The following is a 22,623-nucleotide window of genomic DNA, read 5'->3' on the forward strand; positions in this document are numbered from 1 at the left end:
GATCCCGCCCGCACCCGACAGGATGGTCCATGCCCGAATTCGTGTTCACCATGCACAACGTCCGCAAGACGGCTGGTGAGAAGCTCATCCTCGACAACGTGACGCTGTCGTTCTACGAGGGCGCCAAGATCGGCGTCGTCGGCCCCAACGGCGCCGGCAAGTCGACCCTGCTCAAGGTCATGGCCGGCCTGGAGAAGGCCAACAACGGCGAGGCCAACCTGAAGAAGGGCGCCACCGTCGGCATGCTCCAGCAGGAGCCGCCGCTGACCGAGGACAAGACGGTGCTCGAGAACATCGAGGAGGCCGTCGCCGAGACGAAGGCCAAGCTCGACCGCTTCAACGCGATCGGCATGGAGATGGCCGAGCCGGATGCCGACTTCGACGCCCTCATGGCGGAGATGGGCGAGCTGCAGACCGAGCTCGACCACCGCAACGCGTGGGACCTCGACTCCCAGCTCTCCCAGGCGATGGACGCCCTCCAGTGCCCGCCCGGCGACTCCCCCGTCACGCATCTCTCGGGGGGTGAGCGCCGCCGCGTCGCGCTGGCGAAGCTCCTGCTCGAGCAGCCCGACCTGCTGCTGCTCGACGAGCCCACCAACCACCTGGACGCCGAGTCCGTCGCCTGGCTGGAGGGCCACCTCAAGACCTACCCCGGCGCCGTGCTCGCCGTGACGCACGACCGCTACTTCCTCGACAACGTGGCCCAGTGGATCTGCGAGATCGACCGCGGCCGGCTGCACCCGTACGAGGGCAACTACTCCACCTACCTCGACACCAAGCGCCAGCGCCTGTCGATCGAGGGCAAGAAGGACGCCAAGCGCGCCAAGATCCTGGAGCGTGAGCTGGAGTGGGTGCGCGCCAACCCCAAGGCGCGCCAGGCCAAGAACCGGGCGCGTCTGGCCCGCTATGAGGAGTTGGCGGCCGAGGCCGAGCGCAACCGCAGCGTCGACCTCGCCGAGATCAACATCCCGCCCGGCCCCCGCCTGGGCGCGGACGTGCTGCACGCCACCGATCTCACGAAGGGCTTCGGCGACCGGGTGTTGATCGACGACCTGAGCTTCACGCTGCCGCGCGCCGGCATCGTCGGAGTCATCGGCCCCAACGGCGTCGGCAAGACGACGCTGTTCAAGATGATCGTCGGCGAGGAGCAGCCGGACTCCGGCGAGCTGAAGGTCGGCCAGACGGTCAGCTTCAGCTACGTCGACCAGGGCCGCGGCGGCATCGACCCCAAGAAGAACGTCTGGGAGGTCGTCTCCGACGGGCTCGACCACATCAAGGTCGCCAACTTCGAGATGCCGTCCCGCGCCTACGTGGCCTCGTTCGGCTTCAAGGGCCCCGACCAGCAGAAGCTGGCCGGCGTGCTCTCCGGTGGTGAACGGAACCGCCTGAACCTCGCGCTCACCCTCAAGCAGGGCGGCAACGTACTGCTGCTCGACGAGCCGACCAACGACCTCGACGTCGAGACCCTCCAGAGCCTCGAGGATGCCCTGCTCGAGTTCCCGGGCTGCGCCGTGGTCATCTCCCACGACCGGTGGTTCCTCGACCGGGTGGCCACCCACATCCTCGCGTGGGAGGGTGCGGACGAGGACGAGGCGTCCTGGTTCTGGTTCGAGGGCAACTTCGCCGACTACGAGGCCAACAAGGTCGAGCGGCTCGGCGCCGAGGCGGCCCGTCCGCACGCCAGCAAGCACCGCCGGCTCACCCGCGGCTGAGCGGGCCGGACACCCCCCACTCACCTGAGCCGTGAGGGCCACCTCCCACCCAGGAGGTGGCCCTCGCCACGTCCCCGGGACGCCCGCTCAGGCAGCCCGCGCCGCGCGGTCGTCGGCTTCCGGAGCGTCGTCCGCGTCAAGGATGACCCCGTCGGCGTCCACGGCCTGGCCGCCGTCGGCGTCCCGCACCGCGGGCGGCTCCCCGGGGGCGTCCAGAGCCGCCTGCCGGACGGCGGACTGCTCGTCGGCGCGCTGCTCGGCCTCGTAGTCGCTCTCGAACTGGGGCTCGTCGGCCACCGGCCGCGGCTGCATCTTGGTGAACTGGGTGGTGCCGAGCCGCAGGTCGTGCGCCACCCACTGCGCCTCGATCTCGAAGTCCTGCCGCGGCGCCCCGTCGCGCGTCTGCCAGCGCTGCGTCGTCAGCCGGCCGCCCACGACGACGGGCTGGCCCGAGCGCACGCTCTCCCGGACGTGCTCGGCCAGGCGCCGCCAGCAGGTCACGCGGTACCAGGTGGTCTCCCCGTCGGACCACTCCCCGTCGCGCCGCACGCGCGGGGTGTGGGCCAGGCTGAACACGGCGCGTCCGCCGCTGGGGCCGACCTCCCGCCACTCGAGCGTGGTTCCGACGTTGCCGGCCACGGTGACCTGAGCCTCCATGATGTTCCTCCCTCTCTGTTGCGGCAGCCCCAATGGCGCCTCCACCCGTCACATTCGGCCGCACACCACCGAATCCGTCGTCCGACACGAAAACTGTGGACAACGTGACCCTGCGCACCGTCGTCATCCCCAGGCGCTACAGTCCCGACCACACGCGACGAAGGGTTTGACCGATGAGCACAGGACCCCTGCCCGGCGGCCACCTCAAGAGCCTCGACCCCCACCTGGGCGATGAGATCGACCAGCAATCACCCGGCGAACGGCAGGAGGCCTTCAGCCCCCAGACCATCCGCATCCGGTGGCTCGGCTTCGCGGCAGGCCTGCTGGGTGCCCTCGCCGTCTATCTCGCGATGCCCGGCGACGTGCCCCACACCGCTCGGCTGACGGCGGCGACGGCCGTCCTCATGGGCGCGTGGTGGATGACCGAGGCCATCCCCATTCCGGCCACGGCGCTCGTGCCCCTCGTGGTCTTCCCGACCCTGGGCGAGACCGCCATCGACACCGTCGGCGCGAGCTACGGCAACAACATCATCTTCCTGTTCATGGGCGGCTTCCTGATCGCCCTGGCCATGCAGCGGTGGAACCTCCACCGTCGCATCGCCCTCGTCACCGTGCGCGCCATGGGCACCAACACCTCGATGGTGGTGCTGGGCTTCATGCTCGCCACCGGCTTCCTGTCCATGTGGGTGTCCAACACGGCCACGGCGGTCATGATGATCCCGATCGGGGTGTCGGTGCTCATGCTGGTGGCCAACCTCGGCACCGGGGACGCCCACGCCGAGTCCGACGAGGTCAAGGCCGCCGTCATCGAATCCGACTTCGGCACCGCCCTGATGCTCGGCATCGCCTATGCGGCGTCCATCGGCTCGCTGGCGACGCTCATCGGCACGCCGCCCAACACCCTGCTGGCCGGCTACCTGCGCGCCAACCACGGCATCGACATCGGTTTCGGCCAATGGATGCTCGTCGGGACGCCGCTGGCGGTGATCTTCCTGCTCTTCTGTTGGTTCCTGCTCACCAAGGTGCTCTTCCGGCCGGAGATCGCGGAGATCCCGGGCGGCCGGGAGCTCATGGCCGCGGAGATCCGCAAGCTCGGCCCGATGTCGCAGGGCGAGCTGCGCGTCGGCGTCATCTTCGTGCTCGCGGCGGTCGCCTGGGTGGCGGTGCCGCTCATCTGGCCGACGGCGGCCGACCGTCCGATCGGGGACGCGGGCATCGCGATGCTCGCCGGCCTGCTGCTGTTCACCCTGCCGGCCGGGGCGCACCGCGGCGTCCGCCTGCTCAACTGGCGCACCGCGGAGAAGCTGCCCTGGGGCGTCCTGCTGCTGTTCGGCGGCGGGCTCGCGCTGTCGAGCGAGTTCGGCTCCTCGGGTCTCACCGACTGGATCGGCGAGGTCACCCGGGGTGTCGGCGGCCTGCCGGTGGTGCTGATCGTCGCGATCCTCACCGCGGGCATCCTGTTCCTGACCGAGCTGACGTCCAACACGGCCACGGCCGCCACATTCCTGCCGGTGGCCGGCGGCGTGGCCCTCGGCATCGGCGTGGACCCCATGCTGCTGTGCATCCCGGTTGCGCTCGCTGCCACCTGCGCGTTCATGCTGCCGGTCGCCACCCCGCCGAACGCCATCGCGTTCGGCTCGGGCTACGTGACCATCGGGCAGATGATCAAGGGCGGCCTGTGGCTCAACATCGCCGGCATCTTTCTCATCACCGCCACGGTGATGACGCTGGCGGTGTGGGTGTTCGGCATCGTCTACTGACGCGCGCGCCGCACCGCCGCGCGGGCGGACGCCAACCGCTCCAACTCGGCGCGGACGGGAGCCACCACCTCCGTCGCCGTCACCTCACCGATCGCGTCGGTGAGCAGGCGGCGGGCGGTCCGCGCCTTCACGCGGGCCCCCACCTCGACGAAGACGCGGCTCAACAGCGCCAGCACGATGCCGCCGACGATGCCGCCGCCGAACAACAGCGTCGGCACCGGCCAGCCCTGCCACGTCACCTCCGGCAGCACGAGCGGCACCTGGAACCACAGGAACAGCCAGGGCAGCAGCAACCACACCCCGCCCACGACGAGCGCGGCGAACAGCACCCACTGGAGGATGGTCACGAGCACCCACCAGCCGTGGCCGGAGTTCATGCGCAGGTCGGTGCGCGCCACGGCGGCGTCCAGCCGGTCGGCCAGCACGCGCTCGTTGCCGCGCGCGGCCTCACGGATCCGATCGGCCCAGCCGCGCGGCACGCCCTCGGTCGTCGTCTCGATCAGGCCGCGCAGCGAGGCGTCCAGCCGCGCCCGCTGCACGGCGTTCGCCTTCGGCAGCGAGGTGCGGCTCACATCGGTCGGGCTGAGTTCGCGGGGGCCCAGCCCCACGCGGAGACGCCGCAGCGGGTCCGGGCGGAAGCGCTGCAGCCAGGTCACCATGGGCCAGCCGGTTGCGATGGTGCCGCGGTGGCGCCACGCGCGGGCCACACCGTCGACCACCTGCGGCACCCCGGCCGCCTCGGCCATGGAGTCGTTGAGGCGGTCGACGTCACGGGTCTCGATGGTGGGCAGGCGGCCCGAGCCCAGCTCGGCCTCCAGCAGCCCGGCGTGCCTGCTGACGTCGGCGGCGAACCGCTTCGCGGTCATGGCCTTCGCGGCCGCCGTCTGCTCGAGCAGGGCGCGCAGATCGGCCATTCCCTCCCCCGTCAGCGCGGAGACGGCCAGCACCTGGGTGGCTTGCAACCCTTCCGAATCGAGGAGGCGCCGCAGGTCGGCCAGCGCGTGCCGCAACTGCTCCGGCGTCAGCCGGTCGGCCTGGTTGAGCACGACGACCATCACGTCGGCGTGGTCGGCCAGCGGCTTCAGATAGCCGTCGTGCAGGGCCCCGTCGGCGTACTTCTGTGGGTCGACGACCCACACGAGCATGTCGACCAGCTCGACGAGCCGGTCCACGGTGAGGCGGTGGGCCATCTCGGTGGAGTCGTGGTCGGGCAGGTCGAGCAACACGACGTTGCGCCAGGGCCCCTCCCCCGTGGCGACGAGGTGACGGCGGGTGACGCCCAGCCAGTCCAACAGCTCGACCGGCTGCTCGGTGCCCCACGACACCGCCATCGCCTCCGATGTCGTCGGGCGGCGGACGCCGGTCATGGCGAGCTGGGTGCCCGAGAGGGCGTTGAACGTGCTGGACTTGCCCGAGCCGGTCGCTCCGGCCAGCGCCACCACGGTGTGGTCCCCCGCGATCGCGAGCCGCTCCCCCGCCCGCTGGGTCACGGCCAGGGCGGCGTCCACCACGTCGGCGGACGCCCGCCCGCGGCTCAGCTCGGCCGCCTCACCCAGCGCGGTCAGCCGACCGGCGAGCGTGGGGCGTTCAGCCACGGTCCACCTCCACGCGGTACCCCTCGGTGTTCTCGACCCCCGGCGCCTCGATGACGGCCCCCTCGTAGGTCGGTGCCTCCAACGCCGGCGCCCCGGCGTGCTCGACCGAGCGACGGGGTGACGCCGTGATGGTCGTCCCCGCCGGCCCGCGGGTGGCGACCAGCCCGTCGACCGCCTCGCGGAGCGCGTCGCCCTGGGTGGCGTCCGCCCCGGTCTCGGCGAGGGCAGCGTGGTAGCGCAGCAACTCGGCCTTGAGGACACCGGCGATGCGGGCGTCCAGCTGCAGCTTGGCCCGCTTGGTCAGCTGGCGGACGGCGTCCTCGCCGAACACCGCCTCCAGCAGGCGCTGGGCCAACAGAGCGGTGCCGCCGGCGATGCCGACCTCGGCCCCGGTGAGGCCCGCGGTCTGGCTGAACACCACCACCATCAGCGCGACGCCGATGCCGTTCACGCCCAGCGCGAGATAGCGGGCGGTGGACCGCTTGGACTGGCCCACGTCGGAGACGAGCTCGAGCACGTCGCCCTGCCAGTCGCGGATGGCGCGCGACACCGCGCCGGGGAACTCCGCCGAGGGCCGCGCGAGGTCGTGCCGAGTCTGGGCGAGCACCTCGCGACCGGCCGGGTGGGCGTTCCAGGCCGCCTCGGCGCGTTCGGCGGCGGCGGCCCCCTCCTCGAGGACGAGCGCCTCCAACCCCGATTCGACCGCGAGCTTCACCTCGCCGGCCTGCTTCGGCTCCCCCTTGACGGCGGCCACCACCTTGTCGCGGAACCAGCCGATCTTCTGCTCGATGGCACGCATGAACTCACCGGTGCCGATGAAGTCCTGCCAGCGCGCCAACACCTCGCCCCGGAGCAGGGTGCCGTCGGCGGTCTGGACGCCGATGGTGCGCTCGGCCTCGGTGAAGGACGTGTCGGCGTCGTTGCGCAGCTGCCGCAGTGCCACCATCTGGTCGTCCACCGCGTCGGCGATCTGCGGCGCGCGCACGGTGAGCGAACTGATCGCGCCGTCGAGCGTCTGGAGCACCACGGCCTGCCGCGACGCCTGGTCGGCCGCCAGCGCCGCCAGCCAGCCGCGGATCGGGGAGACGGCCGCGTCGGGCAACAGGCCGTTCTCGTCCACGGACGTCTCCGGCACCGCGAACAGGGGCGACGACGCCAGCCCTCGTTCGGTCATCAACCGCCCCAGGTGCGGCGGCACGTCGGACATTGCCGCGGGGGGAACCCGGTCGAGCACCACGGCGACGGCGGCCGCCCGGTCGGCGGCCGAGCGCAGGTACTCCCAGGGCACGGCGTCGGCGTACCGGGCCGCGGAGGTGACGAACAGCCACAGGTCCGCCGCGGACAGCAGCTGCGCGGCGAGCGCCCGGTTGTCGTGCACCACCGAGTCGATGTCGGGCGCGTCGAGCAGGGCCAGGCCGCGAGGCAGCGTCGGCTCGGCGACGAGCTGCAGGGTCGAGGTGTCGTTGACCTGCTCGAAGGAGCGTCCGAGCCCGGGCAGGATGCGCTCGGAGCGGAAGGAGTCGAGATCGTCGGGGTGGTGCACCAGGACGGGTGAGCGGGTGGTGGGCCGGATGACGCCCGGGCGCGACACGACGCGGCCCACGAGCGAGTTCACCAGGGTCGACTTGCCCGCGCCGGTCGAGCCGCCGATCACGCACAGCAGCGGGGCGTCCAGGGTCGCGAGCCGGGGCAGGACGTAGTCGTCCAGCTGGGTGACCATCGAACGGGCCGAGCCGGCGGCGTCCGACGCGCCCGGCAGGCCCAGCGGGAGCCGGACGTCGGCCAGGGCTCCGCGCAGGTGGGTGAGCGCCTCGGTGAGGGCGGCGATGCTCATGCGCGGTCAGCCTTTCGGTGGCCCCCACCGCGGGTCGACGGGGGAATACTGCGGTGAGCCTACCGGGGCCAACCCGCTGGTCGCAGGCACCTCGTCGGGTGACGCGCCGCGCCAACGGCGGCCGAGCCGGCGCAGCGCCTCGGGGAGCTGGGGCAACTGCACCTTCTGGACGCGCGGGTCGGTGATCGCGAGCGCCCGCAGCTCGTGGGCCCGGTCGATGAGCTCGCGCTCGCGGGGGCGTCCGCCCTCGTCGACGAGGCCGCGCACCTGGGCGTCGCGCAGGTAGGTCAGCTCGCTCAGCGTGCGCTGCAGCCGGACGGTGGCGAGGAAGACCCGCCAACCGTGGGTGAGCGCGATCAGAACCGAGGCCCACCGCGTCCGCTGCCGGGAGAAGGCGCGGACGTCGGAGGCGGGCAGCCACCCGAGCGCCACGTAGTCGCCCAACCGGTCGCGGTGGCGGCGCCCCTCGGCGAAGAGCCCACGGACGACGTGGACGACGATGCCGAGCGTCACGAGCCACCCGATGACGGCCATGTACGTGGGGTCCATGCCGGTGCTGGCGAGAAAGTTGAAGACCATGTGCCCGAGCGCCGCGAGCAGGAAGCCGACCACCGGCGCGAGGATGCGCACCACCTTGCTGCGCGCCCGGAGCCCGATCACGAGGCCGAGCGCGGTGAAGGAGGTGAACAGGGGGTGCCCGAACGCGGTCATGACGCCGCGCAGGAACACCATCTGGGAGAGGGCCTGCTCGGGGTCGCCGGCCTCGATGGTCTGCGAGGCGTACACGATGACGCGGCTGAAGTAGAGGATGTTCTCGGTGTAGGCGAAGCCGGCCGCCGACAGCCCGGCGAGGGCCACGGCCTGCAGCTTGCTCACCACGCGGTACCGCAGCAGGATCGCGATGCCGAACAGGACGGTCGCCTTCGTCGCCTCCTCGGCGAAGGGGGCGCTGAAGACCGCCGAGCGCGCCGCCGACGCCGGGTCGCCGTTGCCCTGCACCGCCATGTGCTCCGCGGCCCACGTGTTGATCACCATGGACGCCGCAGTGGACACGCAGGCACCCCACCCCAGGGCCAGGTACCACAGTGCCCACCGGGCGGGCCGGAAGCGATCGAGCCACACGAAGAGGACGACCCACACCGCCAGCGTGGGCAGCGCCAGCCGGGCCGACCGCCGGATCGCGGAGAGGTTGATGCCCTGCATCGTGCCGCCCTCGACCTCGGTGGTCGCGGTCGCCGTGGCGTACATCCACCACAGGCACCCGGCGAACAGGAGGGTGGCTGCGAGCAGCACCCAGGTCCACGGGGAACGCAGCACGCGCGTCGGCCACGGGCGATCGACGCCGTCAGGCGCGGGCGGGAGGCCGTTGCGTCGTCGTCCGACCGCCTCGATCACCTCGCTCGCCATGCGGCCAAGGGTAGCGGGCCGCTCCGACGGTCTGCGTGGCGCCCCCGGGAGGATTCGAACCTCCGACCGTCGGATTAGAAGGCCGCTGCTCTGTCCCCTGAGCTACGGGGGCCCGCACGGCGATCCTACCGGGGCGCCTGGCCGGTCGGGCCCGCCGTCACCGGGGGCACAATGGCCCGGTGACCTCCCCCGATCGTCTCTCCACCCGGCAGTGGCGGACGCTGACCGTCTCGGTGTATCTGCCCATGGCGCTGTCGGGCATCGGGCTCGGGGCGGTCACTCCCCTGCTCTCGCTGCGGGCCCTTGAGCTCGGAGCGACGCCGGCCGAGGCGGCGTTCGTGGTGGCGCTGCTCGGCATCGGGGGTCTGCTCGGGGCCCTGCCCGCCGGGGTCGTCGCGGGACGTTTCGGGGAGAAGCGCGCGCTCGTGGGCGGGCTGGTGCTCGACGGCCTGCTCTTCGGCTCGGCGTACGCCGCCCCGGACGTGCGGATGCTGGGCGCGTTGACCCTCGGCGCCGGGCTGGTCTCAGCGCTACTCATCATCGCCCGCCAGGCCTACGTCACCGAGTACGTGCCCTTCGCGCTGCGGGCGCGGGCCCTCTCCACAGTGGGCGGGATGTTCCGGGTGGGTTCATTCGTCGGCCCGCTGGTCGGTGCCGGCATCGTCGCCGGCCTGGGGTTGGCGCCGGCGTTCCTGTTCGCCGGTGCCATGAGCCTGGTCGCGGCGGCCCTGACGGCGGTGGTGCCGGATCTGCACACCGACGGCGCCGCGACGCCCTCGCGCGGCGTGGCCCTCGCGCCGATCCTCCGCGACCACGCCCGCACCTTCGCCACGCTCGGGTTGGGCGCCGCTGCGCTCATGCTCGTCCGCTCGTCGCGCGACGTGCTCATCCCCCTGTGGTGCAACGCCCAGGGGCTGGACGCCGCCGCCACCAGCCTCATCTACGGGCTGGGCGCCGGCATCGATCTCCTGCTGTTCTACGTGGGCGGCTCGCTGATGGACCGGCTGGGACGCCGCGCCGTCGCCGTCCCCGCCATGCTCGTCATGGGCGCCTGCTTCGGCATGCTGCCGCTCACGGCGTCCGCCCTGGCCATCGGCGCCGCCAGCGTCGCGCTCGGGCTGGGCAACGGCATCAGCGCGGGCGTGGTCATGACGCTGGGGTCGGACGCCTCACCCGCGCGCGGGCGTCCGCAGTTCCTCGCCGGCTGGCGCCTGACGACCGGCCTGGGCAGCGCGCTGGGGCCGGTGCTGATCTCGGCCATCACCGCCGCGGCCACCCTGGCATGGGCGTCCGTCGCGGTGGGTGCGGTCGGGCTGGTCGGTGCCGCCTGGCTGTGGCACTGGGCCAGCCCCGAGCGGCTTCGCTCAGTCGCCGACCGCGTCGCGCGCCCGTGACACGATGAGCGGGTCGGGGTCGTAGACCACCGAGTTGTCGCGCCCCTCGTAGTCGAACTGGTTGAGGAACGCCCGCATGGCGTTGAGCCGCGCCCGCTTCTTGTCGTTGGAGCGAATCGTGATCCAAGGCGCGTGGTCGGTGTCGGTGCGCTCGAACATCTCCTGCTTGGCGTTCGTGTAGTCCTCCCACTTGTCGAGGGACTCCAGATCCATCGGCGAGAGCTTCCAGCGGCGCACCGGGTCGATCTGGCGGATGGCGAAGCGCGTCCGCTGCTCACGCTGCGTGACGGAGAACCAGAACTTGGTGAGGTGGATGCCCGACTCGATGATCATGCGCTCGAACTCGGGCGCCTGCTTCATGAAGATCTCGTACTGCTCATCGGAGCAGAACCCCATGACGCGCTCCACGCCCGCTCGGTTGTACCAGGAGCGGTCGAACATCACGATCTCACCCGAGGTCGGAAAGTGGCCGATGTAGCGCTGGAAGTACCACTGCCCCAGCTCGGTGGTGGTCGGCTTGTTGAGCGCGACGACGCGCGCCGCGCGGGGGTTGAGGTGTTCGGTGAACCGCTTGATCGTGCCCCCCTTGCCGGCGGCGTCGCGGCCCTCGAACACGATGATGTGGCGATGCCCGTTGTCCTGGCACCAGTACTGCAGCTTCAACAGCTCCACCTGCAGGAGGTACTTCTCCGATTCGTACGCGTCGCGGCTCAAGAGCGTGTCGTACGGGTAGTCCTGCCGCCACGTCTCGACGGCTCGGCCGCCCGGGTCGATGAGCTCGGGGTCGGGCCCTTCGGGCTCGCCCACGGTGTACCCCTGGTTCACCAGCTTGTCGATGAACTGCCGCAGGTTTTCGCGCTGGGCGGGCGCGTCGTCGAGGAGACCTGACAACGACGTGGAATCCATGGCTGCTCCTACCGGCTGGTCGTGGGGCGTACGTCCTCCAGACTATCCGCCCCGCCCGCCTAGAGTGGGCGCCGTGACTGACGCCCTGGTGTGGATTGACTGCGAGATGACCGGCCTCGACCTGGAGGCCGACGCGCTGGTCGAGGTGGCCGCGCTCGTGACCGACGCGAACCTGAACGTGCTCGGCGACGGGGTCGACGTGATCATCCGCCCCCCGGACGCCGCGCTGGCCGCGATGGGCGACTACGTGCGCGACATGCACACCCGCTCCGGGTTGCTGGACGCCCTCGCCGGCGGCTCAACGCTGGCGGACGCCGAGGCGCAGGTGCTGGCCTACGTGCAGGAGTTCGTGCCGGTCGCCCGCAAGGCCCCGCTGGCGGGCAACACGATCGGTACCGACCGGATGTTCCTTGCCCGGGACATGCCCACCCTCGAGGGGCACGTCCACTACCGGAACGTGGACGTCAGCACGGTCAAGGAACTCTCCCGGCGCTGGTACCCGCGCGCCTTCTACAACTCCCCCGCCAAGTCGGGCAACCACCGGGCGCTCGCCGACATCATGGAGTCGATCGAGGAGCTCCGGTACTACCGCGAGGCGGTCTTCGTCGCCCCGCCGGGGCCGGCGGCGTCCGACCTCCGCGTCGTCGCGGCCAGGCACCAGGGCGCGCTCACCGGCGCCGGGCGTGAGGACGCCGCCCAGGATGGGCCGCACACCGGGGCCTGAGCGTCCGCCGGTCCTCGGCGTCCCCGGACTGATTCGCCCCGGGGCCCGCCGGGGCCACCCGTGATTTGGCGTCCCACCACGGCCTCGCGTTATGCTGTGCGTCGCTGCAGTGCAGCTCTGGTGGGTATAGCTCAGCTGGTAGAGCACCTGGTTGTGGTCCAGGGGGTCGCGGGTTCAAGTCCCGTTACTCACCCCAAACGGGTCAGGTGTGAACTTGCGACCAAGGGTCCGCCCTTGGTCGCGGTTCCCGCCTGGCCCATTTTCTTCGCCTCGGCGGCCCAGCTCAGTGCGTCGGCATGGAGGCCGGACAGGCTCAGCCCGTCGTACGGGTTCCGGTAGCCGACGCGCACGTCGTTGTCCTCGTCGATGTAGATCGCCTTGAACAGGGCCTGGTTGCACAGTCGGCGGTTCGGGTCGTCGGCGTGCTCGTAGAGGTCGGCGGCGTTGGACAGCAGTTTCAGGGAGTCGTCGAGGTTCGCTCTCGCGTCGGCGTAGTGGCCGTGGTGCGCGGTGATCCGGTGCTCGATGGTCTCCAGCGACGTGGTGATCCGGTCCTGCTCCTTCTTGAGCAGGTCGAGCGGGATGGCTCCGGCGTAGTGGGCTTGCAGCAACTTCTGCTGCTCGCCTTCGAGTTGGGTTCTCCGGGACGCGAGGTCGGCAAGTTCGGCGGCTCCTTCGGCCATCATCTCGTCGAACCGGGCATGGATCATCGCCGAGACCGCCTGCGTCGTCTCGGGATCGAGCTGCACCTTGGCATAGAAGCGCTCGATGAGCCGTTCGACCTGCTCGATGAGCATCGCCTGCCGGGTGCAGTCGCCTCTGCCACCATGCCTGCTCGCGCACACGAAGTACGGGTAGATCGTGCCCTGGCTGCTCTTGGCGTTGCACACCAGTAGCCGCGAGCCGCACTGGCCGCAGAACACCGTCCCCTTCAAGTAGTGCTCGTGGACTTGCGTTGCATCTGCTGCCGAGCGGTGCGTGCCGAGCACGGTCTGCACCTGGTCCCACACCTCGTTGGGGACGATGGCCTCGTGCGCTCCGACATAGGTCACGCCCTGGTAGCGGACGCTGCCCTTGTAGTACGGGTTCGTCAGCATCCGATGCACCGACGACTTCCCGATGGGTCGGGACGGTCGCCGCGGCGACGCCGCTGTCGTGAGCCCGCGCGCTACGAGCTCCTGGTGAAGCTGGCTCGTCGTCCAGTCGCCGGATGCGAACACCTGGAACGCCCACCGCACCAACGGGGCTCGCTCCTCGTCGATCTCGACGGTGCGTACCTCCCGCCCGAACTCGTCGCGCACGCCGACGTTGCGGTAGCCGATGGGTGCCTTCGTCACGGTGCCGCCCTGCGCGGCCTTCTGCGACAGACCCTTGACGACCTCGGTGGCGAGGTTGCGGGAGTAGAACTCCGCGATCGAGGACATGATGCCGTGCAGCAGCATCCCGGACGGGGTCTCGTCGATGTTCTCCGTGGCCGACACCAGCGTGACGCCGGCGTCCTTGAGGGCGAGGTGGATGGTCACGTCGTCGGCTCGGTTGCGGGCGAGCCGGTCGACCTTGTGGACGATGCAGTAGTTCGTCTTGTGCTTCGCGACGTACTGGATCATCCGCATCAGTTCGGGCCGGTCGGCCTTGCGCGCGGACTCGCCCGCGTCGACGAACTCCTCGATGATCGTTGCTCCGAGCTGGTCGGCCTTGCGCTGGTTCGCCTCGCGCTGGGCCGGGATCGAGAAGCCCTCCGCCTGGCCGCCCTTCTCCGCCTGCTCCTTCGTGGAGACCCGTAGGTAGGAGACGGCGAATGATCCGGGGAACGGGGTGGGCGCTACGAGGCTGTCTATCGCGGTTCGGTCCGCGTCGATGATCGTCATGGCTCTTCTCCACAGTCACTGGTCCTGCCGACGCGGACTTGTGAGAGCGGATGTTGATCGTGAGAAGAGCCCGAAGGCTGTAGGACTAGGCCGAGTCGGCCACGTTTACTTTGCCTCGCCGTGGCGGCGAAGCGCTAGGACCACAACATCCGCCATCCGCGACGGATGCCTCCATTCTACGACGACGCGCTCGCGGAGGCACGAGGGCGCTTCGGTCGCGTCGATCCCTCCGAACGGCACGCTCCCGACTGTTGGAGCGCCAGGCGGATCAGCAGCTCGCAGAGCTTGTCCAGGTCGGGCGGCTCGTGGAACTCGGCGCGGATCGTCAGCTCGCGCTCGCTCTGTTGACGCTGCCCGGTCTTCCGTTCATAGCGGCGCGCCACGATTCACACCTCGCCCGTCTCCGGGTCGATGCCCGCGAAGAAGGCATCCTCTGCTTCCTGGCGCGCATCCACCATGTCGATCACGAACCGAGCGAAGTCTTCGTCGCGATCCGTGATCGGTGAGTCCTCGATGGGCTGAGTGGGGTCTTCACCGGGCCAGCTCGTCTGGCGAGTCGGGCGGTCTCGGTCGAGCCGCGTACCGCAGGCCGACACCCAATCACGAAGGCGGGCACGGGCATCGGCGAAGTCGCGGTGCCAGCCGAGCGGTGCCGACCCATTCTGCTCGGGGTCGTATGCGCACAGCCAGTGCAGGTGCAGCGCCGACAGTTCCCAGAGGAGCTCGGGGTGACGGTGCCAGTAGGGCGGAACGACGCTGGCCGGAAGTCCGTAGGTGTGGCGAAGCCAGTCCACCCAACGGTTCAGTTCGAGCAACTCGGCTTCGAGATCGTTGGCGGTCAGCAGATTCCAGTTGACCGGATGCGGCGGCTCGGGCACGTCGAAACGCGGGGACGCGAGACCTGCCTCGGGTGGCATGTCGTCGTGCTCAGGGTGGAACTGATCGCTCATGGCGGGATCGCTCACATTCCGATGGCAGCCGCGGTGGACGGCGCGGCCTGCTGAGGTCCGGTGAACGCCGCGGCGTCTCGGCCGGAAGTGCGTTCGCTGCGATCCACCTCGTAGCGGGTGCGGGCGAGGTCGTGTCCGATGCGCGTCGCGATGAACTCCTCGCCCTCGTACCGCTGGCCGTTGCGCTCGTAGGAGTAGTCGCGCACCCGTCCGTCGGCGATGATGTTGTCGCCCTTGGCGAGCCGCTCGGCTCCCTGCTCGGCAGCACCGCGATACGCAATGAGGTCGTGGAACGTCGTCTCCAGTTGCGTGAAGGAGTTGTCGGGCTCCTTGCGGTAATGCTCGATGCCGACCTTCATGTAGAGCCGTGCGTCGCCGCGGTCGGTGTAGCTGAGCTGCGGGTCCGAGGCGACAAAGCCGGAGATGGACTGGTGGGTACGAATGGCCATGATGGCGTCCTCCTGAACTCGGGCGACCAGCCGTGTGTGGCCGCTGTGTCAGGCAGGTGCGCTTCGGCACCCAGACGCAGCGTCAGGTGACGGGGCGGTGGCGCAGCAGTGTTTCGAGTTCGTCGCGGTCGCTGCGGAGTTGCGCGGCATCGGGGCGAGTCGGCCAGGCGCGGAGGTCGGTGACGATGGGCGGCGCGGAGCGCAGCATCGCAATGCCGGTGCCGAATGGCAGGGTGCGGATGCGGTCTGGCGGCAGGATCGGGACGCGGCGGATCGAGCGCTGGTTGGAGCGGGTGCCGTGGTCGCCGAGTGTCACGCTGTCGGTGTACTCGTCGCGCTCTCCGATGAGCGTGGAGAGGTCTTGGAGGTCGCGGCTGTTGGATGCGCCGCCGAGGATGATCTTGACGATGCTAGCGTCCCAGATCGCGCCGGCCTGGTGTTCACTCCACCTGTCGCGAGCCTGTGCGAGGGACTGCAAGACCGGCATGGTCGTGATCCCGGTGCCACCGCCTTCGGCCATGAGCGTCGGCAGTGACGGCAGCGGTGCGAGATTCCCGATCTCGTCGAGCGCGAGCAGTAGCGGCGGGTCGAGCCGTGCTCCGGGCGAGCGGGCGGCAAGTCGGCGGGCGGTTTCGATGAGGTCTTCGACGAACGCCGCGACCAGCGATGCCGAGGCTCCTGCTCCTGCTCCGGTGGCGAGCAGGTACAGGGTGCCTTGTTCGGTGAGGAAGGTCTCGGGGTCGAAGTGCTCGTGCGGGCCTGGCGTGACGGCATCGAGCACGCGCGGGTCGGCCAGTGCGGCCAGTGCGAGGGAGACGCCTTGCCAGATGCTGTCGCGGGTCTTGGGGTCGGCGTCGATCATCGCGGCCAGGGAGTCGTCCCAGCCCATCGCCGCGTTCGGGTGTGAGTTGAGGATGGCGACGGCTTCGGACGCGGCGCTGGGGTCGAGGGTCCATCTGAACAGCTCGGCTGGCTGGCGGCCGTCGAGCGCGGCGGCATGCAGCAGGCTTTGGAGTGCGGTGCGGGTTTTGCCTTCCCAGAACCCGCCGGACTCGACCCCTCCGGCGCTGAGTCCTGTGGCGGCTGCGAGGCCGTTAGCGCGGATCATCGCGGTCAGCGGATCGTCACAGCCGCGAATGGGCGACCAGCGCAGCCCGGCGGGGATGCCTTCGGCGAGGTGTTGCGGGTCGAACACCGCGACCGGTCCGCCCCTGCGGCGTCGGGCGCGGAGGGTCGCGGTGAGGTTGTCGGGCCTGGTGCTGGTGGTGACGACCGCTCCGGGTGCGTCGAGGATCGCGTTGATGACGACATGTAGGCCCTTGCCTGAGCGGGGTGGGCCGATCAGCAGGATCGAGTCTTCGACAGATGCCCAGACCTCCGTCCCGCGACTGGCACCGAGGAGGTAGCCGACATCCTGCGGGGCTGGTGATTCCAAGGAGGGGCGCAGTGTGGCCGCGCGGTGCAGCAGTGCCTTCGCGGATGCTGCGGTCTTGACTTCATGGCTGGTCGCGATCCCGGCAAGGCGGTGCGGGTCGGTCTCGGTCTTCCGCGTGTGGCGGCGCAGCACGATCCACACCCAGACGATCCCGGTGGCGAGTCCGCCGAGCAGTGCCGCGCTGACGAGCCAGTAGGCGACCGGGTTGAGACCGTCGGCACCGAGCGCGGTTGCCGGGTCGCCGGGGTTGAACAGCACGGCGAGTCCCGCCGCTGCGCCGGCGTCTGGCTTGGGTGTGCCGGTGAGGAACGCGGCGACACTGCCACCGGCGCGGAGAACGAGGGCGATCCCGAACATGCCGATCAGCCCAATGAGGGCGGCATTGGTGAGTTCGTCGCCCATGCCCCCGGCCTGCCGCTGGTTCATGTCAGCCGCCGCACCGCGAGCGTGCCCGAGATGCGCCCGAACAGGATCACCTCGTGTGTGCCGTCGGGTAGGTCGTCGAGGTCGATGAGCGTCCGGGCTTCGCCGGTCCCGGTAGCGTCGGTGTGGGAGACGATCGTCGCGACAGCGACATCCTCGCCAGGCACGAACCCGCCCGCGGTGACCTCAGCCAAGCGCGGCACCCGTCGGGCGTGGCGACTTCGACGAGTTTCCGGCGCAGGGGTCTCGGACGGTGCGACTGCGCGTCGGGGTTTGCGGGTGCGGAGGATGTCGGTGAAGACGCTGCCGTCGTTCTCGCGCACCTCGACTCGGACTGCGATGGTGCGGTCGTTGGTGATGGCATCCATGAGCGGCCCGAACGTCGCGCGCGTCCAGTCGCCCGCGTCCGGCGACGCGAACGGTGTTCCATCGACCGTGGCGGTGAGGGTGCCGTCTGCAGCGACGGTGACGAGGACGTGCGGCAGCTCGACGGGAGCCGTGGCATCGTCTTCGTTCGGGGTGGATCGGCGCGGGCCGGTGAGGTTCATCGGTGTCCTCCTGCGGCGCGGCTGCTGGTGTCGAACAGGGCGAGTTCGTCGGGGTGGAGTTGGTGCTGGCAGACGAAGCTCCTGGCCTTGATCCGCCACAGCCCTTGGCCGACGCCAAGGTTCGGCAAGAGCTGCTGCTCCGTGCCGGTCAGACCGAGGGCGGTCGCGGTCGGTCCGAGCTGGTCGGACTCCTGCCGGTACACGATCCGCGTTTCCGCGTTCGCGAGTAGTGAGTTCGCCAGGGAGCGCATGGCTGAGCCTTGGTCGCCCACGTTGTCGAGGTCGGTGAGCTTGTGGAAGATCAGCATGTTCGCGATCCCGTAGTGCCGCGCGAGTCGCCAGTGCGCATCCATCCGCCGCAGCAGCGCTGGATGGGACATGAGCCGCCAGGCCTCGTCGTAGATCACCCACCGCTGTCCACCGTTCGGGTCGAGCAGCGCGGACTCCATCCACGCCGACGAGCACGTCATCAACACCGAAATGAGCGTCGAGTTCTCGGTGACGCGCGAGAGGTCGAGCGAGATCATCGGCAGCGACGGGTCGAACGCGACCGTCGAAGGCCCGTCGAACAGTCCGGCCAGGTCGCCGGCCACGAGACGGCGCAGCGCGTGGCCGACGAGCCTGCCGTCCTCGGCCAACCGGCCGTCGGCATCCGCGCTCGGGGCGAGGATGCGGTCAACGACCATCGGCAGGATCGGCACATCGTTCTCCCGCACGGTCTGGGTCAGGGCGATGTCGATCGCGGTGTGCTCCAACGGCGACAATCCCCGCGCGAGCACGGTCTCCGCGAGTGCGCCGATCAGGTCACGCCGTCGGGCTGCGACAGTGGACGCCCATTGCTCATCCGAGAGACCGCTGGGCCGGTGGCCTTCATCGAGCGGATTCAGGCGAGTGTTGAGTCCGTGACCGAGGACGATGGCACGTCCACCGACGGCGTTGGCGACGGCGGTGTGTTCGCCCTTCGGGTCGCCGGGCACGTATACGCGCCGTCCGAACGGTAGCGAGCGCGTGTAGAGGGACTTGGCCAGCGATGACTTGCCGGAGCCGACGATCCCGGCCAGCACCACGTTGGGTGCGGTGATGATGCCGCGTGCGTAGAGCACCCACGGGTCGTAGACGAAACTCCCGCCCGAGTAGAGGTCTTGGCCGACGAACACGCCATCGGCGCCGAGACCGCCCTCGGCGACGAACGGGTACGCACCCGCCAGCGTCGCCGACGTGTCCTGATGCCGCGTCAGATGGAACCGGCCCGGAGTGCGCAGCCGCGCAGCGCCGGACTCGCCTGCCTTCGGCAGGTAGACCGTCGCGCGGCGCTCGGCACGCTCCTCCTCGGCCTTTGCCTTCGCGGCGGCGAGCGCGGTCCTTCGCTGCTCGGCGTGGAGTCGGGCCTCGGCCTTGCGGCGCTGCTTGCGGAGCTTCCGCCGCTCCTTCGACGGTGCCACCAGGACAGCGGTATGCAGCCGCGCGCGATCCTCGGTCACCGCACCAGCCCCCGCGACTGCTTGACCGCCGTGATCTTGGCCGGCTCGAACCACGACCCATCCCGCTTCGGGGTCGGCGGGTCGGCTCGCTTCGGAGCGCCCGGCGACGAGTACGACACCAGAAGCTCCGGCCCCGGCTGCACCGGAGCCGGTTCGACCAGCTCGGCATCCTGGGGCTCGGCCTCTGGTTCGGTGTAGCGGCGCAGCAGCGAGACGTAGCCGATATGCGGGTTGACGACCAGCGCGTAGTCGCCCGAGAGCGCAACCCGATCGTTGGTGCCCTCGCCGGGCTTGTCGTAGACATACCCGTTCTCCAGCGCGGCCTGCGTGGTCTCGTCGCCGTAGTCCCACTGCGCGAGGAAGTCCACCGCATCCACGTGTCCCAGCTCGCCCAGGATGTGCAACGGCCGGTCGGCCTCCTCGCCCTGGAGGAACACCACGCTGACCCACCGCGACGGCATGACCTCCTCGACGGCGGGCTCGGGGTGCCAGGCGATCCGCCCCGCGGCGATGAAGCCTTCCGCGAGCCGGTCGTGGGCCCGGTCGACGAGGTTCGCGGCCTGACGCAACTCTTCCGCAGCAGCGAGCGCCTCCCGCACGCCTGCCTCGTGGCTTCCGGCGTCGTTGAACGCGTGCGCGGCCTTGCGCTCGTGAACATCGGCGATCTGGTCGAGCGCCTGCCGCAGCGAGCGCATGCCCGAGGACAGATCACCGATCACCCCGTACATCTCGGCGGGCTGATCGAAGCCCCGGCTCGCGTGCGCGAGGCCGCGCAAGGCTTCGGACGCCTCGGCGGCGTCGGCAGTCGAATCGAAGAACGTAGGCATGGTGACCTCCTGGTGCCGTATGACGGGGAGGTGCGCACCAGCGAACGGAAAATGTCGGTGGTGCGGCCTAGCGTTGTAGATGACACGAGGGCAAACGAGGCAGGAGCCCGACAGAGTGAGCGCAAGTCAGTACCGAGGACAGCTTGACCGCAAGCGCAAACAGCGGATCGACGCGGACAAGAAGGCGGGTGAGTACCGGTCGAAGGAGTCCTCGAAGCGAGCCGATGCCGCCAAGGCGCGGCAGGCTGCCGCAAAGACGACGAGCAGTTCCACCCGCAGCAGCAAGTTGCGGGACGCCGAGCGCCGCGAGAAGGAAGCGGAGACTGCGGGCAAGGAGGCCAGCCGCTGGCAGACCCGGGCAGCCGGCTACGCGAAGGACGAGGCCGCGCTACAGACCAAGCTCTCCCGTGCCGAACAGTCGGAGGCCGATGCCGCCGAGAGACGCCGAAAGAGCGAGCAGCAGCGTGCCGACCGGCGGGCGGCGGCTGAACGTGCCCAGCTTGAATCGCGGATCAGCGGTGCCGAGGTAGCCGGTCAGTCACGCGCTGCGTCAGCTCCCAGCGCCCAAGCCGGAGAAGCTCCGAGTGCTCATGCTGGGTGCTTCGGCCGAAGGTGACCTCCGCGTTGGAAGGGAGCAGAAGCGCATCCGGGCAGCGGTCGAGTCGGCTTTGCACCGTGACCAGATCGAACTCGATGTGCGGCCAGCAGCAACTACGGCTGACCTACTGGACGGCATCACGAAGTTCCGTCCTCACGTGGTCCACTTCTCGGGCCACAGCAACGACGACCTGATCGTCTTTGAGGATGAAGCAGACGAACCCCACGAGGGAGTGATCGTGACGGCGCTAGCCTTCGCACGCGCGATCAGCGCAACCGACGATCCTCCGCTCCTCGTCCTGCTGAACTCGTGTCGCTCCGCAGCCCAGATCGACGACCTGGTGGCTCGAGTCGTGCCGTTCGCGATCGGGATGGCCGACAGCATCGAAGACGCCGATGCGATCAACTACGCCGCACAGTTCTACGCGGCAGTCGCAAACGGGCAGTCCATCATCTCTTCGCATCTGTCGGGACAGGCTGCGCTCGAACTCGCGGGACTGGAAAGCGCTGACCTGCCGACCCTTGCTTGGGCACCCGATGTCGATCCATCAGCCACGATCCTCGTCAGCCCTGAAGGCTGAACTCAGACCCGCCGGCAGAGCGGGAGCGCGGCGGCGGTGAAGGCGGCGGCTTGCTGGCCGACGAGCAGCCGCGTCTCACAGGAGGCTTGGATCGCGGCCTGCTCGATCGCGGCGACGGCGGCATCGAGCTCTTCGCCGGTGGGCGCAGAGACGGCGATGAGGCCGGTGTAGCGGAGGATGCCGTGGCCGGCGGTGAGGTCGGCTTCTTGCTGGAGCACGTCGTGATACTCGGCGGTCTGCGAGGCGTCCTCGATCTGGCCGATCTTCGCGCGCTGGGCCTGGTCGGAGATGTGCTCGACCTTCTTCCTGCGGATGTCGCGAGCAGCGGCATCGGAGCGCATCGGGGTGCAGATCAGCGAGAACGACCGCTGGATGCCGGTGGACAGCAGCACGGGCGACAGGAATCCCGGATAGACGAGCGACCTGGGCCACTCGCTGACCCAGAGCACCGCGTGGTGGGCGGAGTCGGTGCGCAGCTTGCCCCAGGTCTCGGTGACCGCAACCGGCCCTGCGGTCGCGAGGGACTGGCCGAGCCTGCCGTGCCGTTCCAGCGTGGCGGCGATCGCTGGGTCGTAGGCGGAACGCAGCATCACCGCGATGTGCCCTGGTGTCAGCCATCCCGACGGCGAGAGGTCGGCGGAGCGAAGCGCCGCGATGAGAGTGTTCATCTCTTGGCGCAGCACGGCGGCAGCACCGCGCATCCCGGCGCCCGCGGTCCTGATCTGCCGAGCGCTGGTCTTCATGTCCAGTGACAGCGAGAGGGTGGTGGCGTGGCGTTCGCCGGCGGGTCCGGCACGGTCGATGAGTTCTGCGTAGGTGTCGGCCGCCCATGATCCGTCCGGGGTGCCGTGGGTGGCCCACCATTCGGCCAGTCCGGTGCCGGAGTCCGGCAGAGTCCGCTCCAAGACCTGAAGAGTCGCGATCCGCCCGGAGCGGCAGACGGTGGCCAGCACCCGGCCCCAGGAGCTGACGCGGCGTTCCTGCTCGCCGGGATCGAGGAGCACGAACGCGGGATGGGTGACCTCGCACACCACGGTCAACGTGGCGGCGTGGGGGTCGTGGATCATCCCCGCTCCGGTGTCGGGGTCGGTGTACTCGCGCAGTCGCGCCATGTCGCCGGGCAGTGCGAGGGTGCCGACGGGGCGCGGGACGACGATCCTGCGCCGGTACAGCAGTTGTCCGCCGGTGGTACGCCACAGCCACCAGCAGGCGATGGGCAGCCACTCCACGATGGGCCGGCCCGCGATCGGTATCCAGGTCAGCGCGGCGGCGAGCACCCAGATCGGGGCGGTATAGGCGAGCAGCATCCCGCCGCCGGCGTAGAACGCGCCGATGAGTGTGGCTCCGCCGATGGCGAGCGTGATGAGCTGGGTAAGCGACAGGCCGAGGAGGACACCGCGGCGGGTAAGGCGAGAGAACTTCACCGGCACGAGTTCGCCCGCGGTGGGCCGGTCGTTGTTCGTGCTGCTCATCGT

The 22,623-nt window shown here is 70.1% G+C and carries 20 protein-coding genes and 2 tRNA genes; 7 read left to right on the forward strand and 15 right to left on the reverse strand.

Features of this window, described 5'->3' with window-relative positions:
• The first annotated feature begins 29 nt into the window (after window positions 1–29).
• The gene (ettA, locus tag PCC79_RS10775) at window positions 30–1,712 is read left to right on the forward strand and encodes an energy-dependent translational throttle protein EttA (protein ID WP_342371821.1); all 1,683 of its coding nucleotides are present in this window, start codon (window positions 30–32) and stop codon (window positions 1,710–1,712) included.
• An 87-nt stretch (window positions 1,713–1,799) separates the two neighbouring features.
• Here ettA and PCC79_RS10780 read toward each other — a convergent pair whose 3' ends face one another.
• Window positions 1,800–2,369, reverse strand: coding sequence for a single-stranded DNA-binding protein (locus tag PCC79_RS10780; protein ID WP_342371822.1), 570 nt, complete (start codon window positions 2,367–2,369; stop codon window positions 1,800–1,802).
• Between the two features lie 173 nt (window positions 2,370–2,542).
• On the opposite strand from PCC79_RS10780, the gene PCC79_RS10785 reads away from it, so the two are divergent.
• Complete coding sequence (locus PCC79_RS10785) at window positions 2,543–4,129, forward strand: DASS family sodium-coupled anion symporter (protein WP_342371823.1); 1,587 nt, start codon at window positions 2,543–2,545, stop codon at window positions 4,127–4,129.
• On the opposite strand, the gene PCC79_RS10790 is transcribed toward PCC79_RS10785, so the two are convergent.
• The 4 genes from PCC79_RS10790 to PCC79_RS10805 form a co-directional block, all read right to left on the reverse strand.
• Window positions 4,123–5,724 (reverse strand): GTPase, encoded by a 1,602-nt coding sequence (locus PCC79_RS10790; RefSeq protein ID WP_342371824.1) that lies wholly within the window; start codon window positions 5,722–5,724, stop codon window positions 4,123–4,125. The two genes, PCC79_RS10785 and PCC79_RS10790, sit on opposite strands and share 7 nt — an antisense overlap.
• On the reverse strand, window positions 5,717–7,558 hold the full coding sequence (locus PCC79_RS10795) for a GTPase domain-containing protein (RefSeq protein WP_342371825.1): 1,842 nt from the start codon (window positions 7,556–7,558) through the stop codon (window positions 5,717–5,719). Before PCC79_RS10795 ends, PCC79_RS10790 begins: the two co-directional genes overlap by 8 nt.
• 6 nt (window positions 7,559–7,564) lie before the next feature.
• Window positions 7,565–8,965 carry a PrsW family intramembrane metalloprotease gene (locus PCC79_RS10800; RefSeq protein WP_342371826.1) on the reverse strand — a complete coding sequence of 467 codons (1,401 nt, stop codon included), beginning with the start codon at window positions 8,963–8,965 and terminating at the stop codon, window positions 7,565–7,567.
• A 36-nt stretch (window positions 8,966–9,001) separates the two neighbouring features.
• Window positions 9,002–9,077 (reverse strand) — tRNA-Arg (locus tag PCC79_RS10805).
• A gap of 67 nt (window positions 9,078–9,144) precedes the next feature.
• On the opposite strand from PCC79_RS10805, the gene PCC79_RS10810 reads away from it, so the two are divergent.
• The gene (locus tag PCC79_RS10810) at window positions 9,145–10,359 is read left to right on the forward strand and encodes an MFS transporter (protein ID WP_342371827.1); all 1,215 of its coding nucleotides are present in this window, start codon (window positions 9,145–9,147) and stop codon (window positions 10,357–10,359) included.
• Here PCC79_RS10810 and ppk2 read toward each other — a convergent pair.
• Window positions 10,330–11,265 carry a polyphosphate kinase 2 gene (gene ppk2 / locus PCC79_RS10815; RefSeq protein ID WP_232547523.1) on the reverse strand — a complete coding sequence of 312 codons (936 nt, stop codon included), beginning with the start codon at window positions 11,263–11,265 and terminating at the stop codon, window positions 10,330–10,332. The genes PCC79_RS10810 and ppk2 overlap by 30 nt on opposite strands.
• 73 nt (window positions 11,266–11,338) lie before the next feature.
• Here ppk2 and orn point away from each other — a divergent pair, with 73 nt between their 5' ends.
• Both orn and PCC79_RS10825 read left to right on the forward strand, forming a co-directional pair.
• The gene (orn, locus tag PCC79_RS10820) at window positions 11,339–11,989 is read left to right on the forward strand and encodes an oligoribonuclease (protein WP_332836139.1); all 651 of its coding nucleotides are present in this window, start codon (window positions 11,339–11,341) and stop codon (window positions 11,987–11,989) included.
• 120 nt (window positions 11,990–12,109) lie between these two features.
• Window positions 12,110–12,185: transfer RNA gene (locus PCC79_RS10825), tRNA-His, on the forward strand.
• Here PCC79_RS10825 and PCC79_RS10830 read toward each other — a convergent pair.
• From PCC79_RS10830 to PCC79_RS10865, 8 genes are all read right to left on the reverse strand, one after another.
• Window positions 12,178–13,857 carry a recombinase family protein gene (locus tag PCC79_RS10830; RefSeq protein ID WP_342371828.1) on the reverse strand — a complete coding sequence of 560 codons (1,680 nt, stop codon included), beginning with the start codon at window positions 13,855–13,857 and terminating at the stop codon, window positions 12,178–12,180. The genes PCC79_RS10825 and PCC79_RS10830 overlap by 8 nt on opposite strands.
• A gap of 176 nt (window positions 13,858–14,033) precedes the next feature.
• On the reverse strand, window positions 14,034–14,240 hold the full coding sequence (locus PCC79_RS10835; RefSeq protein ID WP_026926258.1) for a hypothetical protein: 207 nt from the start codon (window positions 14,238–14,240) through the stop codon (window positions 14,034–14,036).
• Between the two features lie 3 nt (window positions 14,241–14,243).
• A complete protein-coding gene (locus tag PCC79_RS10840) occupies window positions 14,244–14,822 on the reverse strand; it encodes a hypothetical protein (RefSeq protein ID WP_166231459.1) in 579 nt (192 codons plus the stop codon).
• Window positions 14,819–15,256, reverse strand: a complete 438-nt coding sequence (locus tag PCC79_RS10845) for a single-stranded DNA-binding protein (RefSeq protein ID WP_026926260.1) — start codon at window positions 15,254–15,256, stop codon at window positions 14,819–14,821. Before PCC79_RS10845 ends, PCC79_RS10840 begins: the two co-directional genes overlap by 4 nt.
• 82 nt (window positions 15,257–15,338) lie before the next feature.
• Window positions 15,339–16,949, reverse strand: a complete 1,611-nt coding sequence (locus PCC79_RS10850) for a type IV secretory system conjugative DNA transfer family protein (RefSeq protein WP_342371829.1) — start codon at window positions 16,947–16,949, stop codon at window positions 15,339–15,341.
• A 164-nt stretch (window positions 16,950–17,113) separates the two neighbouring features.
• Window positions 17,114–17,662, reverse strand: a complete 549-nt coding sequence (locus PCC79_RS10855) for a hypothetical protein (protein WP_026926262.1) — start codon at window positions 17,660–17,662, stop codon at window positions 17,114–17,116.
• Window positions 17,659–19,104, reverse strand: a complete 1,446-nt coding sequence (locus PCC79_RS10860; protein WP_342371830.1) for an ATP-binding protein — start codon at window positions 19,102–19,104, stop codon at window positions 17,659–17,661. Before PCC79_RS10860 ends, PCC79_RS10855 begins: the two co-directional genes overlap by 4 nt.
• A gap of 35 nt (window positions 19,105–19,139) precedes the next feature.
• A complete protein-coding gene (locus PCC79_RS10865; RefSeq protein WP_026926264.1) occupies window positions 19,140–19,970 on the reverse strand; it encodes a hypothetical protein in 831 nt (276 codons plus the stop codon).
• Between the two features lie 115 nt (window positions 19,971–20,085).
• Here PCC79_RS10865 and PCC79_RS10870 point away from each other — a divergent pair, with 115 nt between their 5' ends.
• Together PCC79_RS10870 and PCC79_RS10875 are read left to right on the forward strand one after the other, a co-directional pair.
• Window positions 20,086–20,586: a hypothetical protein gene (locus PCC79_RS10870; protein ID WP_342371831.1), complete on the forward strand. Its 501-nt coding sequence runs from the start codon at window positions 20,086–20,088 to the stop codon at window positions 20,584–20,586.
• Window positions 20,561–21,148 (forward strand): CHAT domain-containing protein, encoded by a 588-nt coding sequence (locus PCC79_RS10875; protein WP_342373620.1) that lies wholly within the window; start codon window positions 20,561–20,563, stop codon window positions 21,146–21,148. The genes PCC79_RS10870 and PCC79_RS10875 overlap by 26 nt, the downstream gene beginning before the upstream one ends.
• Window positions 21,149–21,150: 2 nt before the next feature.
• Here PCC79_RS10875 and PCC79_RS10880 read toward each other — a convergent pair whose 3' ends face one another.
• The gene (locus PCC79_RS10880) at window positions 21,151–22,620 is read right to left on the reverse strand and encodes a PrgI family protein (RefSeq protein ID WP_342371832.1); all 1,470 of its coding nucleotides are present in this window, start codon (window positions 22,618–22,620) and stop codon (window positions 21,151–21,153) included.
• Between the last annotated feature and the right edge of the window lie 3 nt (window positions 22,621–22,623).

The organism is Propioniciclava soli (assembly GCF_038502305.1).
Classification (GTDB): Bacteria; Actinomycetota; Actinomycetes; order Propionibacteriales; family Propionibacteriaceae; genus Propioniciclava; species Propioniciclava soli.